Source organism: Xanthomonas sp. SI (assembly GCF_014236855.1).
In the GTDB taxonomy this organism is placed as follows: domain Bacteria; phylum Pseudomonadota; class Gammaproteobacteria; order Xanthomonadales; family Xanthomonadaceae; genus Xanthomonas_A.
Map to the genome: position 1 here is coordinate 4,611,040 of NZ_CP051261.1, position 12,783 is coordinate 4,623,822.

At 70.5% G+C, this 12,783-nt stretch carries 12 protein-coding genes; 4 read left to right on the forward strand and 8 right to left on the reverse strand.

Annotation, left to right across the window (positions count from 1 at the left end; genetic code table 11):
- Positions 1-153: 153 nt before the first annotated feature.
- The 8 genes from HEP75_RS19555 to HEP75_RS19590 all read right to left on the reverse strand — a co-directional run bounded on the left by HEP75_RS19555 (position 154) and on the right by HEP75_RS19590 (position 8,160).
- Positions 154-1,128, reverse strand: a complete 975-nt coding sequence (locus HEP75_RS19555; RefSeq protein ID WP_185824617.1) for a phosphatidate cytidylyltransferase — start codon at positions 1,126-1,128, stop codon at positions 154-156.
- Positions 1,125-1,757 carry a lysophospholipid acyltransferase family protein gene (locus tag HEP75_RS19560; RefSeq protein WP_047325380.1) on the reverse strand — a complete coding sequence of 211 codons (633 nt, stop codon included), beginning with the start codon at positions 1,755-1,757 and terminating at the stop codon, positions 1,125-1,127. Before HEP75_RS19560 ends, HEP75_RS19555 begins: the two co-directional genes overlap by 4 nt.
- Positions 1,754-2,407, reverse strand: a complete 654-nt coding sequence (locus tag HEP75_RS19565) for a CDP-alcohol phosphatidyltransferase family protein (protein ID WP_185824618.1) — start codon at positions 2,405-2,407, stop codon at positions 1,754-1,756. The genes HEP75_RS19560 and HEP75_RS19565 overlap by 4 nt, the downstream gene beginning before the upstream one ends.
- Positions 2,407-3,924 (reverse strand): TIGR04222 domain-containing membrane protein, encoded by a 1,518-nt coding sequence (locus HEP75_RS19570; protein WP_185824619.1) that lies wholly within the window; start codon positions 3,922-3,924, stop codon positions 2,407-2,409. Before HEP75_RS19570 ends, HEP75_RS19565 begins: the two co-directional genes overlap by 1 nt.
- A gap of 13 nt (positions 3,925-3,937) precedes the next feature.
- Positions 3,938-4,372 carry a hypothetical protein gene (locus HEP75_RS19575; RefSeq protein WP_185824620.1) on the reverse strand — a complete coding sequence of 145 codons (435 nt, stop codon included), beginning with the start codon at positions 4,370-4,372 and terminating at the stop codon, positions 3,938-3,940.
- Positions 4,369-5,706, reverse strand: a complete 1,338-nt coding sequence (locus HEP75_RS19580) for a phosphatase PAP2/dual specificity phosphatase family protein (RefSeq protein ID WP_185824621.1) — start codon at positions 5,704-5,706, stop codon at positions 4,369-4,371. Before HEP75_RS19580 ends, HEP75_RS19575 begins: the two co-directional genes overlap by 4 nt.
- Positions 5,703-7,457, reverse strand: coding sequence for a bifunctional alpha/beta hydrolase/class I SAM-dependent methyltransferase (locus HEP75_RS19585; RefSeq protein WP_185824622.1), 1,755 nt, complete (start codon positions 7,455-7,457; stop codon positions 5,703-5,705). Before HEP75_RS19585 ends, HEP75_RS19580 begins: the two co-directional genes overlap by 4 nt.
- A gap of 88 nt (positions 7,458-7,545) precedes the next feature.
- Positions 7,546-8,160: a CDP-alcohol phosphatidyltransferase family protein gene (locus HEP75_RS19590; protein WP_185824623.1), complete on the reverse strand. Its 615-nt coding sequence runs from the start codon at positions 8,158-8,160 to the stop codon at positions 7,546-7,548.
- Between the two features lie 78 nt (positions 8,161-8,238).
- Here HEP75_RS19590 and purH point away from each other — a divergent pair, with 78 nt between their 5' ends.
- From purH to HEP75_RS19610, 4 genes are all read left to right on the forward strand, one after another.
- Complete coding sequence (purH, locus tag HEP75_RS19595) at positions 8,239-9,825, forward strand: bifunctional phosphoribosylaminoimidazolecarboxamide formyltransferase/IMP cyclohydrolase (RefSeq protein WP_185824624.1); 1,587 nt, start codon at positions 8,239-8,241, stop codon at positions 9,823-9,825.
- 71 nt (positions 9,826-9,896) lie between these two features.
- Positions 9,897-10,703 carry a hypothetical protein gene (locus tag HEP75_RS19600; RefSeq protein WP_345776778.1) on the forward strand — a complete coding sequence of 269 codons (807 nt, stop codon included), beginning with the start codon at positions 9,897-9,899 and terminating at the stop codon, positions 10,701-10,703.
- A 28-nt stretch (positions 10,704-10,731) separates the two neighbouring features.
- Entirely contained in the window at positions 10,732-12,021 is a 1,290-nt protein-coding gene (purD, locus tag HEP75_RS19605; protein ID WP_185824626.1) for a phosphoribosylamine--glycine ligase, read from the forward strand.
- 49 nt (positions 12,022-12,070) lie between these two features.
- Positions 12,071-12,745: a uracil-DNA glycosylase family protein gene (locus HEP75_RS19610; protein ID WP_185824627.1), complete on the forward strand. Its 675-nt coding sequence runs from the start codon at positions 12,071-12,073 to the stop codon at positions 12,743-12,745.
- Positions 12,746-12,783: the final 38 nt, after the last annotated feature.

Sequence of the window (12,783 nt, forward strand, 5' to 3'; positions counted from 1 at the left end):
CTTTTGTGTAGGAGCGGCTTCAGCCGCGACGCATTACCGGTAACGCGTCGCGGCTGAAGCCGCTCCTACAGAAAGCGGCCCTCGCGCAAACCCCAATCTCCAATCCCCAATCCCCCGCTTTTCCACAGCCGCATGGCTGGTCATCCCGGCCCCTCACACCCACCCATAGCGGATCAGGTGGAAGAACACCGGCGCGGCGAAGCACACCGAGTCCAGCCGGTCGAGTACGCCGCCGTGGCCTTCGATCATGTGGCCCCAGTCCTTGATGCCGCGGTCGCGCTTGATCGCCGACATCACCAGACCTCCGAAGAAGCCCATCAGGTTGGCCACCAGCGCCAGCGCGAACGCCTGCAGCGGCGAGAACGGGGTGATCCACCACAAGGCCGCGCCGAGCAGGCTCGCCGACAGGATGCCGCCGACGAAGCCTTCCACGGTCTTGGACGGCGACAGCTTCGGCGCGATCAGGTGCCTGCCGATCAACTTGCCCCACACGTACTGCAGCACGTCCGAGGACTGCACCACGATCACCAGGAACGCGAACAGCAGCAGGTTGCGGCCCTCGTAGCCGGGGATCTCCAGGTTCAGCAGCGCCGGCACGTGCGAGATGCAGAACACGCAGATCATCAGCCCCCACTGCACTTTCGCGGTGCGCTCCAGGTAGCGCGTGGTGTCGCCGCCGATGGTGGCCAGGATCGGCAGCACCAGGAACGCGTAGACCGGGATCAGCAGCGTGTACAGCCCGTACCAGCCGCTCCACACCAGCCAGTACTGCCACGGCAGCACGATGTAGAACGCCACCAGCAGCGCGTAGTAGTCGCCGCGCCGGGTCGGCGCCAAGGTGATGAACTCGCGCAGCGCGAACAGCGACACCAGCGCGAACAGCACGATCACGCCGATGCGCCCGAACACGAACGCCAGCGCCACCACCGCGGCCATCACCCACCACGCGCGGATCCGCGCCACCAGGTTGTCGAGCACCGCGCTGGGGCGCCCGCGCGCGCGCCAGCGCAGCGTTTCGGAAATCAGCGTGGCCAGCAGCAGCACCGCGGCGATGCCGAGGAACAGCCAGATGGTCTGCTGCCGCAGCGAGGACTGCTGCAGGTGGTCGCTGAAGGCGATCGCGCTCATCGTGCGGCCTCCATCTGTTCCGGCGACAACGCCAGCAGTGCCGCACGCGTGCGTTCCAGGAACGCCTGCTTGTCCTCGCCGGCGCCCAGCCGCAACGGCTCGCCGAAGGTGGTGGTGCACAGCAACGGCAGCGGCAGCCACTTGCCCTTGGGCATCACCCGCTTGAGGTTGTCGATCCACACCGGCACGAACTCCAGTTCCGGGCGGTTCCGCGCCAGGTGGTAGATGCCGCTCTTGAACGGCAGCACGCCTTCCTCGGTGTTGCGCGTGCCTTCCGGGAACAGGATCAGCGAGCCGCCGCCATCGACTGCCTCGCACAGGCACTCGATCGGATCGCGGCTGCGCTGCGCGGCCTCGCGCTCGATCAGCACGCCGTTGAACACCGAGTGGATCAGGTAGCGGCGCAGCGCGTCGCGCTGCCAGTACTCGGCCGCGGCCACCGGCCGCACCTCGCGCCGCAGCGCCGCCGGCAGCGACGACCAGATCAGCACGAAGTCGCCGTGGCTGGCGTGGTTGCCGTAGTACACGCGGCGCTCGCTGGAAGGAATGCAGCCGCGCCAGAACGCACGCGCGCCGGTCAGGATGCGGATCGCGGCACTGCAGCCGCGGGCGATCAGGCGTTCGATCATGTCCACTCCAGTTCGCGCACGATGGCGCGCAGACGCATCACGATGGTCAAGGCCGCGCCGCCGATCAGCAGCGCCATGGTCGCAACCAGAATCATTTCGGCGACGGCCGTGTATTGCAGCAGCAGCGCGACGGCCGCCAGCAACGCGGCCAGCGACAGCCAGCGCATGCGCTGCACGCGCGCCATCGGGCCCTGCACCGGCTCGCTGACGCCGCAGGCCAGGCCGAGCATGCGCACGTAGGCGGTGCCCACGCACAGCAGGGCCGCGGCCCAGCCCAGCTCCGCGCCCCAGCTCAGCACGTGCTGCAGGCCGTAGCCCACGCCCAGGCACACCACGACATCGGACAGCCTGTCCGGCGCTTCGTTGTAGACCTCGCCGGCGCGGCCGATCATCTGCGCCTGTCGCGCCATCAGCCCGTCCAGGCGGTTGCACAGCAACCGGCCGTGCAGGGCGAGCGCGGCCAGCAGCAGCAAGCCGGCGGCATCGCGCGGCGGCTCGCGCCAGGCGCAATAGAACATCAGCGCCGCCAGCGCGGCGAAGCCGGTGGCGGTCCAGGACAGGCCGTTGGGCGTGGCGCCACGCGCGCGCAGCGCCATTGCCAGGCGCGCGCGCCACTGCGCGCGGCGTTCGCTGATCGTCGGTCCTGCCATCAGTCGCCGCCTCCGCCGCCGCAACCGCCGCAACCGCTGCTGCAACTGCTGCCGCCGCCTCCATCGCCGCCGCTGCTGCCGCTGGTGCAACTGCTGGTGCTGGTGCAGCTGCTGCCGCCACCGTTGCCGCTGCTGGCGACGATCGGCGTACGCAATGCGTGGTAGTCCACCCATGGCGTCCCCAGCAGCACGCCGGTGCCGGCCAGGGCCAGGGGCGATGCCAGATGCAATGCCTGTGGCGCGGGCGCCGCTCCGGCGCCTGCGCGCCATGCCTTGTCGCGCTCGGCGAGCAAGCGCTCGCCGGCGACGCTGCGCAGCGGCGGCGTCAACAGGAAGCCGAGCGCGAGCATTGTCACCAGCACCATCGCCGCGACCAGGAAGCCGACCGGGCGCTGCAACTGCAGGCCGATGTGGATCTTCAGCGCGCCGGCGATCCACAGCGCCAGCAGCGGCGCTGCGCCGAGCAGACGCGCGCACCAGGCCTGGCCGCGGCCGAGCAGCAGGCGCTTGCCGATCAACGCCTCATGCAGCGGCGACGCATCGTCGCGCAATGCCTGCAGCGCCAGCGGCAATTTCGGGTTGGCGCGCACCAGCAGCAGGGCGCGCTGCAGCGCCGCCGGCACTGCAGCGTCCGTGACCTGCAGTTGGGCCTCGTCGCGGTGGCTGCCACGCAGGCTCGACGGCGCCAGTTGCAACTGCACTGCGTCGCACGCCAGCAGCAAGGCCAGTTGCATGTCTGCCACGCGCTCGCTGCCGCCGGCCAGGAACGCCAGTTCGGCGTTGTCCACCTGCCGGACCGCGCGCTGCTGGCCGAGGCCGCGCACCGCGCGCCGCAGCCGCGCGGCCAATGCGCAGGCCAGCCCGATCGCCACCAGGAACAGCAGCAGGAACGAACCGCCGCGCCAGTGCAACGGCGACGCGGCGGGGTTGATCGAACTCAGCCACCCGCCCAGCAGCAGCGTCGCCAGCAACCACAGCCACAGCGCTTTGCCACCCTCGCGCGGCATCGGCCAACGCCGCGCCGCGACATCGCTGCGCAGCCGCGGTTGCGGCGCTGTGGTGTCGCCCGGCGCCGGCCAGCACGCCGCCGGCGGATCGCCGAAATGGCGGCGGTAGTGCGCCAGGGTGGTCCGGTACTGCAGCGCGTGGCGGTCTGCATCGGCGGCGTCGCCGCGCCCGGGCCGATGGTGCAGCGTGGTCTGCAACACCTGCGGGCAGAAGCGCTGCCAGTATTCGTGGGTATCGGTGAGGTGGGTATGCCAGACCTGGTCGATCAGCGTGCTGGGCGTGACCTCTGCGTCGGCGCTGCTGCAGGCCAGGAAGCAGAAGCGACGGTATTCCTCCACCGCCTGCGCGGCTTCGGCCAGGGAGACCTTGGCTTCCTTGGCCACGCGGCGCACGAACACCGGCAACGCGTCGTCCTCCTCGCCGAAACGATAGGCCTGCAGGCGCTGCCACAGCGCCTGTTGCGCGGCATCGGCGTGGGGCAGCGGCGCCGGATCGGCGGATGCGGTCATGGTCTGCGCTCCGTCATGCGAACTGCACCGCGATCGGCGCCGCCAGCAGCGCCAGCAGTTGCAGCGCCAGGCTGGCGATCTGCCGCAACAACAAGCCGCGCATGCCGCGCCAGCGCGCCTGCCAGTCGCGCGGCGGCGGCAGGCGCCGCAGCAGGCCGAGCCGGTGCAGGGCGGCGTCGAGATCACTGCCGGCCTGGTCCAGGTCCGCTTCGGCCAACACTGCTTCGAGCAACGCTGCATCCAGGCCGACGCGTGCGGCCCAGTAGCGTTGCAGCAAGCCCGCCAGCACGCTGAGCAGGCACGCGGCCAGCGCCAGATGCGCGCCGGCGCTGCCGTACCACGCGCCCAGCAGCAGCGCGACGGCGAGCAGCGCCAGCGACAGCCGGTCCAGCGGCGATGCCTGCCGCAGCAGCGCGGCCATCGTGCGCAGTTCCAGCGGCGTGCTCATGCCGGCAGCTCCAGGACCTGCGGCGGAGCGGCCGGCGCGGCGCACGCGGCGGCGATGGCATCGCGCTGCGCAGGCCCCAGTACGATCCGTGCTGCGCGTGCGCGCAACAGCGCGAGCGCGGCATCCAGATCGGCGGCGCGGCCGCTAAGCAATAGCCACGTGGCAACCGCCGCTGCGCTGCGCGAATAGCCCAGCGCGCAGCACACCAGCACCGGACCATGGCGGCGGGCGGCCTCGATCGCGGCGGCGGCGTCGCGCAATGCCTGTGCGGGCGGCGCGACCAGGTCCAGCATCGGCACCGTGCGATCGTGCGCACCGGCATCGCGCAGCGACAGTTCGGCGCAGACATCGACCACCGCGGCGAATGCAGCGCGCTCGCCGCGGCCGGGAAGGCGCCCCAGCCAGACGCCGTCGGCGATCTCGCGCGGCGCCGGATCGCGCCGGGTCCAGGCGCGCGCATTGAGCCAGGCCGCGGCCAGGTACGGCGCGTACAGCCAGCGCGCGGCCAGGCTGAGGCGGCCGTCGGCGCGCTTCTGCAGGCCGATCGCGCCGAGCAGCGCGTAGTCGAACGCGACCAGCAGCAGCGACAACGCCGGCCACAACAGCCACCACGCTGCGCCGCCGACAACCCAGGCCAGCGCGACGCAGACCGCGCTGCCACACAGGTAGCCGCCGGCCAGGCGCCAGCGCGCCGGATCGCGCGCCACGGCCAGTGCGCTCCACGGCGCCGCCACCCGCTGCGGCCACAGCCACACGCACAGCCAACCCGCGGCCAGGCCGGTGGGAATGTCCAGGAAATGGTGCTGGTAGGTGGTCAGCACCGACAGCCCGATCAGCGCGAACCAGGCGTGCAGCGCGCTGCGCGCGAGACCGTGCAGATGCTGCGCATAGCGCACCCACAGCACCACCAGCAGCACGATGTGCAGCGACGGCGCCTGGTTGAACGGCTTGTCGAAACCCAGCAGCACCGCGAACAACCAGCCGAACACGCCGTCGCTGGGCGGCCGCTCGAAGCCGAAGCGCAGCGGCCACAGCAGGAAGCATCCCACCGCCAGCAGCTGCGCGGTCAGCAGCCGCCTGGCATGCGTGTCCAGTTCGGCGCGCGTGCGGCAGACGAAGAACGAGATCACGTAGAACAGGTCGATCGACCAGTACGGCACGATCGTCCACGGCCAGAACGGGATCTGCGTTTCCCACGCGAACGGAAACGAAGGCACGTAGGCGCGGCGCTCGGCCAGCGTATTGGCCAGGCCGTAGCTGAGGAAGAAGAACGGCCCCAGCAGCGCCAGCCACGCCAGCGCCCGCCGCCACGGCCGCGGCGCCGCTTCGCTCACGGCGCGATCCGCTGCGCCAGCGACACGGTGAAGATGCCCCATTCGTCGATGCGCTGCTCCAGCTTGCGAAAGCCGGCCGCACGCACCAGTTCGTCCATCTCCTGCTGGGTGCGGCGGCGCATCACCCAGGCCGCGCCGCCGCGGTGGCTGGTCAGCGCGCGGGCGATGAATTCCAGCTGCGGGTGCCAGGGCTGGCCGGTGTAGGCGAGGTAGCCGCCCGGTTCGACCGCGGCGGCCACGCCCTGCAGCGAACGCAGCACCTGGTCGTTGTCGGGAAACAGTTCGTACAGGCCCGACACCACCGCCAGCGTCGGCCGCGGCTGCAGCGCCGCCAGCGCGTCACGGTCGAAGGCATCGCCCTGTTCGAAGCGGGCGATGTCGGCGGCGCCGAGTTCGGCGATCAGCGCGCGCCCGCGCTCCACGTTCAAGTCGCTGAAATCGCGCAGCGCGATCGCATTGGCACGCTGTTCGCCACCGGCCAGCGCTTCCAGCACGTAGCGGCCGTGGCCGGCAGCGATGTCGAGCACGCGCACCGACGCGCCGGCGTCGCGCAGGCGCTGCATGGCCAGGCGCAGCAGTTCGTGCAGATGGGTGCGGCGCACGCGGATGCCACGCCAGCCGATCGCATCCAGGTAGTTGCGGTCGATGAAGCGGCCCAGCGGGCCCTTGCCGGCGGCGCGGTCGCGATACACGTAATCCAGCGTGCTGCCGGAATCGAAGCCGGTCTGCAGGCCCAGCGCCACGCCCTCGGACAAAGTGCCGCCGAAGCGCAGGTTGGCGCGCACGAAGCGCCAGCGCAGGTCCTGCAGGCTGTATTTCTGCGGCGGCCAGGACAGCCGCTCGGCTTCCTCGAAGGTGGGCCCGCGGCGGTGCGCCTGCAGCAGGCTCGGCAGTGCCGGCGCTTCGGCGAAGCGCTCGCGCACGAAGCGGCTGATCTGCGCCAGCGCCGGCGCGCGGTCGCGCTCGCCCAGGGTGTCGTGGAAGAACCCGGGCAGCAGGTGGCGCTCCTTCACCGGCGAGGACAGCCGCTCGTAGAAACGGTCCTGCGGGCCGCGGTGCACGACGAAATCGTCGCCGGACACCAGCAACTGCACCGGCACGGTGATCGCCTGCGCATCGCCGACCACGCGGTCGGCGGCGGCGTACACGCCCAGCAGCACCCGCACCGAGATCGGCCGGGTGATCAGCGGATCGTCGCGGTAGCTGGCCACGCGCGCCGGGTCGTGGGTCAGCCACTGCGGCTTGACGTAGCTGTTGACGAAGAAATTGCCGCGCAGCTTGTGCATCAAGGCCAGACCGGGCCGCGCGAACGGCACGTACAGCTTGACCTTGAACGCCGGCGAGGCCAGCACCAGCGCGCGCAGCGGCGGCGCGTAATCGTGCACCCAGGTGCTGGCGATCACCGCGCCCACGCTCTGCGCGATCACCACGATGTCCTGCACCGCGATGCCGTGGGTCTCGCCGATGTGGGCGATGAAGCGGTCCAGATCGCGCACCAGCGCCGGGAAGCCGGGCGCATCGCCGCGCACGCCGGGCGAGCGGCCGTTGCCGCGCGCATCCCAGGCGAACATCGCGCAGTCGTCCAGGCCCAGTTCGTCGGCCAGGTGCACGACCCGCCCCGAATGTTCGTGGCCGCGGTGCAGCAGCACCACCGCGCGTGGCGCCGCCGCCGGCGCCGTGGCCGGCCAATGCCGGTAGAACAGCCGTGTTCCGTCGAAACTGCAAAACTCGCTTTCGCTGACCTGCCGCATCCGTTGCCGATTCCCTGTCGTCGTACTTGCTCTTGCCGTGAGTACCGCTACCGCTTCCGTGTCGTTGCCGCGGCCCGCGCCGCGCGGCTCAGCGCGGCGCGCCCTCGCGCAGGCCGGCGGCAACGCGCCGCAGCACCGTCGCCGCGCACAGCAGCGCCAGCACGATCGCGAACCCGTCCACCGTCTTCGCCCCCACCCAGCCGCCGGCCAGCAGCAGCCCCAGCAGGCCGATGGCGAAGGCGCGATCGCTCTTGCCCATCGGTCCGTCGTAGCGCCGTCCGGCGCCGACCATCAGCCCCAACACCCCGGCATACTCGGTCAATGCCGCCGCCAGCGCCAGCGCCCACAGCCAGCCGGACCCCGCGCCGGGCACGCTGGCCAGGCTCAGGTACAGCGCCGCATCGGCGATCACGTCGCTCAGTTCGTTGAGGTAGGCGCCGAGCCTGGACTGCTGGCCGAACTCGCGCGCCAGCATGCCGTCGACCGCGTTCAAGGCCATGCGCAGCAGCATCCACGCCGGCAGCAGCGCGTACCACAGCGGCTGCGCCGGCCCGCGCCAGAACACCCAGGCGGCGACCAGCAGCGACACCGCGGCCGCGCCCACGGTGACCTGGTTGGCGGTCACCCCGAGCCGGTACAGGCCGCGCACCCCGGGCCGCAGCAGGTCCTGGAAGCGTCCTTTCAATGCGTAGATCGAAACCATTGCGGGGTCCTGAGGGTCCATGCCGGGGCGGCGCAGCCTACAATATCGGCTCCCCGCTCCGATGTGTGCCCTGCCCCCATGTCCTCCGATTTCCTGCCCGTGCGCCGGGCATTGCTGTCCGTTTCCGACAAGACCGGCCTGATCGACCTGGCCCGCGCGCTGGCCGCGCGCAACGTGGAACTGCTGTCCACCGGCGGCACCGCCAAGGCCATTCGCGAGGCCGGGCTGGCGGTCAAGGACGTGTCCGAGCTGACCGGCTTCCCGGAAATGATGGACGGCCGGGTCAAGACCCTGCACCCGCTGGTGCACGGCGGCCTGCTCGGCCGCGCCGGCACCGACGACGCGGTGATGGCCGAACACGGCATCGCCGCGATCGACCTGCTGGTGCTGAACCTGTATCCGTTCGAGGCGGTCACCGCCAAGGCCGACTGCACGCTCGCCGAGGCGGTGGAGAACATCGACATCGGCGGCCCGGCGATGCTGCGCTCGGCGGCGAAGAACTTCGCGCGCGTGGCGGTGGCCACCGATCCGGTGCAATACGCCGACCTGCTGGCCGAACTGGAGGCGCACGACGGCCAGCTGTCGGCGGCCAAGCGCTTCGCGCTGTCGGTGGCCGCGTTCAACCGCGTGGCGCAGTACGACGCGGCGATCAGCAATTACCTGTCCACGGTGACCGACCCTGCGAGCGAGGTGCCGGTGCGTGCCGCGTTCCCGGCGCAGGCCAACGGCACCTTCGTCAAGGTGATGGACCTGCGCTACGGCGAGAACCCGCACCAGCACGCCGCGTTCTACCGCGACCTGTGCCCGGCGCCGGGCTCGCTGGCCACGTTCCAGCAGTTGCAGGGCAAGGAGCTGAGCTACAACAACATCGCCGACAGCGACGCGGCCTGGGAATGCGTGCGCCAGTTCGACGCGCCGGCCTGCGTCATCGTCAAGCATGCCAATCCCTGCGGTGTGGCGGTGGGTGCGGCCTGCGGCGATGCCTACGAACTGGCCTACGCGACCGACCCGACCAGCGCCTTCGGCGGCATCCTCGCCTTCAACCGCACGCTGGACGCGGCCACCGCCAAGGTCATCCTCGACCGCCAGTTCGTCGAAGTGCTGATCGCGCCGGACTACGAAGAAGGTGCGCTGGAATACGCGAAGAAGAAGGCCAACGTGCGCGTGCTGCGCATTCCGCTGGCGCCGGTGTCCGGCGGTTTCGTCGACACCAAGCGCATCGGCTCGGGCCTGTTGATGCAGAGCGCCGACGACCGCGTGGTGACCCGCGACGAACTGAAAGTGGTCACCCGGCTAGCGCCCACCGAGGCGCAGTTCGCCGACCTGCTGTTCGCGTGGAAGGTGGCCAAGTACGTCAAGTCCAACGCCATCGTCTATGCCAAGGACCACCGCACCATCGGCGTCGGCGCCGGGCAGATGAGCCGGGTGTATTCGGCGCGCATCGCCGGGATCAAGGCGGCCGATGCGGAGCTGGTGGTGCAGGGTTCGGTGATGGCCTCCGACGCGTTCTTCCCGTTCCGCGACGGCATCGACGCCGCCGCCGCGGCCGGCATCAAGGCGGTGATCCAGCCCGGCGGCTCGATGCGCGACGGCGAGGTGATCGGCGCCGCCGACGAACACGGCATCGCCATGGTGTTCACCGGCGTGCGCCACTTCCGCCATTGAGCGGCCAAGGAATCGGAACGATGAATCGCACTCCATTGCGCCACGGCCTGCCGCTGCTGCTCGCGCTCGGCATGGCCGCGTGCAAGCCGACCGCGGCACCGACGACGCCCGCGCCGGCGGCCGCAGCGGCGCCGGCCGCCACGCCGGCACCGACTGCGCACGTGCCGCGCACCGAACGCCTGCAGGCCTTCCTGCAGACGCGCTACGGCAAGCAGGCGCGCCTGTCGGAGAGCTGGTCCGGCCAGGCCGACGGCAACGCGGTGCAGAGCGAAGTCTGCGCCGAACAGCCGGTGGTGGTCGGCGACCAGATCCAGGAACTGCTGGCGGTCTGCCACCGGCTCAGCGACGGCGGCCATGCCAATCCGGGGCTGATCGATTTCCTGATCCTGCGCGACACCGGCCAGGGCCTGGCGGTGGTCGCCGAGAAGCTCGGCGACGGCTTCGGCAGCGACGGCGACCCGGGTGCGGTGGACATCCTGCGGCTGGGCAGCGATTTCTACGGCTTCGTGGTCTACAGCGACTGGATGGGGCAAGGCACCGTGCTGCAATCGCAGGACCTGGTGCTGCCCGGCCCCAAGGGCCTGGTCAACGCCGGCTCGGTGCGCGAGCACATCGACAACCACGGCGCGCTGGACTGCAGCGACGACGGCCGCGATCCGCAGCAGACCGCCGAACAATGCCAGGCGCAACTGTTCGACGTGGACTTCAAACTCGACGTGGACGACAGCGACCGCGGCGCGCGGGTGTGGCCGGTGACCATCGAGGAACGCGGCATGTCCTGCGGCAAGAAGCTCGGCACGACCCAGGTGTTCGCCTTCGACGCCAAGCGCTGGGTCTATCCGTTCCCCGAATCGATGCAGCGCGAAGCCTGCGAATAGTCCTTCCTTCGACCTCACGAGACACGCCTTGAAAATCCTCGTCATCGGTGCCGGCGGCCGCGAACACGCCCTGTCCTGGAAGCTGGCCCAATCCCCGCGCGTCAGCGAAGTGCTGGTCGCCCCGGGCAATGCCGGCACCGCCACTGAACCCAAGTGCCGCAACGTGGCGGTCAAGGTCGACGACCTCGACGGCCTGCTCAAGCTGGCGCAGGACGAGGCCGTGGCGCTGACCGTGGTCGGCCCGGAAGTGCCGCTGGTGCTGGGCGTGGTGGACCGTTTCCGCGCCGCCGGCCTGCGCATCTTCGGGCCCAGCGCCAAGGCCGCGCAGCTGGAAGGCAGCAAGGCCTTCGCCAAGGAATTCCTCGCCCGCCACGGCATCCCGACCGCGTTCTACGAAGTGCATACCGAGGTGGACGCGGCGCTGGCCTATGTGCGCGACAAAGGCGCGCCGATCGTGGTCAAGGCCGACGGCCTGGCCGCGGGCAAGGGCGTGATCGTGGCGATGACCCTGGACGAGGCCGAAGCGGCGGTGCGCGACATGCTCTCCGGCAATGCCTTCGGCGATGCTGGCGCGCGCGTGGTGATCGAGGAATTCCTCGACGGCGAGGAAGCCAGTTTCATCTCCATGGTCGATGGCGCCACCGCGCTGCCGATGGCCACCAGCCAGGACCACAAGCGCGTCGGCGATGGCGACAGCGGCCCCAACACCGGCGGCATGGGCGCGTACTCGCCGGCACCGGTGGTCACGCCCGAGGTGCACGCGCGGGTGATGCGCGAGGTGGTGGAGCCGACCGTGCAGGGCATGATCGCCGACGGCGTGCCGTTCACCGGTTTCCTGTATGCCGGACTGATGATCGACGCCAGCGGCGCGCCGAAGGTGATCGAGTTCAACGTGCGCTTCGGCGACCCGGAAACGCAGCCGGTGATGCTGCGCCTGCAGTCGGATCTGGTGGAGCTGATCGAGGCGGCGATCGACGGCCGCCTGCATGCGACCGAAGCACAGTGGGATCCGCGCCCGTCGCTGGGCGTGGTGCTGGCGGCGGCGCCGTATCCGGAAACGCCGATCACCGGCGAAGCGATTTCCGGCCTGGACCAGGTGCCGGCGAGCGCCAAGGTGTTCCATGCCGGCACTGCGCTGGACGACCAGGGCCGCGTGCTCAGTGCCGGCGGCCGCGTACTGTGCGTGGCTGCGCTCGGCGACAGCGTGTCCGACGCGCAGCGCAATGCGTATGCCGGCGTGGCGCAGATCCGGTGGCCCAGCGAATTCCATCGCAGCGACATCGGCTGGCGCGCGATCGCGCGCGAACGCGGCGAATAGGGCGCACGTCGCCCTCTGTAGGAGCACCATCGGCATTCGAGGACATTGCATGGCACTGGATCCCGACTTGCGCAAACAATTCCGCGAGCTGGCGGCGCAGACCGACGGCATCGACACCAAGGTCTACGCCGACTACGCCAAGGATCCGCTCGAGCCGATCATCGGCCTGGGCCGCCGCACCGCGCGGCTGTGCTTCTTCGGCCGCGATCCGGGCCGCAGCGAAGTCGAACACGGCGAACCCTTCGTCGGCAGCGGCGGACAACTCGTGCGCAAGGCGCTGTACCGGCACCTGCACGACGGCCAGCCGATGCCGGACTTCGCGGCCTCGCTCAAAGTCGGCCGCGCCTTCTTCTGGATCAACACCGTGCCGTACAAGCCGATCGGCAACAAGGCCTGGTCGATGCAGGCGAAGCGGCGTTTCCATCCGCTGATGCGGCGCCTGTTGATCGCGCAATGGCGCGGCCACGAGATCGTCACCCTCGGCCGCGAAGCCTTCCTGTGGTTCGGCATCGACCAGCCCAAGGACGTGCGCGCGCAACTGGATGCGTTCTGGGCCAGCGAATCGCGCTTCAGCGCGCACACCGAGGTCCGGCTGCAGGCCGAAACCGGCGCGGCGCGATGCTTCACGCTATATCCGTTGCCGCATCCCTCGCCGCTCAACCAGACCTGGTTCAAGCGTTTCCCGGCGCTGCTCGAAGCGCGCTTGCGGCAACTGGACATCTGAGCGAACAGCGCCGCGCTCGCATCGCGGCGCGCCGATCC

What these genes read in the sequence shown, in the direction of transcription:
- HEP75_RS19555 (WP_185824617.1), bottom strand. Translation starts at nt 1,128, where the DNA reads ATGAGCGCGATCGCCTTCAGCGACCACCTGCAGCAGTCCTCGCTGCGG.
- HEP75_RS19560 (WP_047325380.1), bottom strand. Translation starts at nt 1,757, where the DNA reads ATGATCGAACGCCTGATCGCCCGCGGCTGCAGTGCCGCGATCCGCATC.
- HEP75_RS19565 (WP_185824618.1), bottom strand. Translation starts at nt 2,407, where the DNA reads ATGGCAGGACCGACGATCAGCGAACGCCGCGCGCAGTGGCGCGCGCGC.
- HEP75_RS19570 (WP_185824619.1), bottom strand. Translation starts at nt 3,924, where the DNA reads ATGACCGCATCCGCCGATCCGGCGCCGCTGCCCCACGCCGATGCCGCG.
- HEP75_RS19575 (WP_185824620.1), bottom strand. Translation starts at nt 4,372, where the DNA reads ATGAGCACGCCGCTGGAACTGCGCACGATGGCCGCGCTGCTGCGGCAG.
- HEP75_RS19585 (WP_185824622.1), bottom strand. Translation starts at nt 7,457, where the DNA reads ATGCGGCAGGTCAGCGAAAGCGAGTTTTGCAGTTTCGACGGAACACGG.
- HEP75_RS19590 (WP_185824623.1), bottom strand. Translation starts at nt 8,160, where the DNA reads ATGGTTTCGATCTACGCATTGAAAGGACGCTTCCAGGACCTGCTGCGG.
- purH (WP_185824624.1), top strand. Translation starts at nt 8,239, where the DNA reads ATGTCCTCCGATTTCCTGCCCGTGCGCCGGGCATTGCTGTCCGTTTCC.
- HEP75_RS19600 (WP_345776778.1), top strand. Translation starts at nt 9,897, where the DNA reads ATGGCCGCGTGCAAGCCGACCGCGGCACCGACGACGCCCGCGCCGGCG.
- HEP75_RS19610 (WP_185824627.1), top strand. Translation starts at nt 12,071, where the DNA reads ATGGCACTGGATCCCGACTTGCGCAAACAATTCCGCGAGCTGGCGGCG.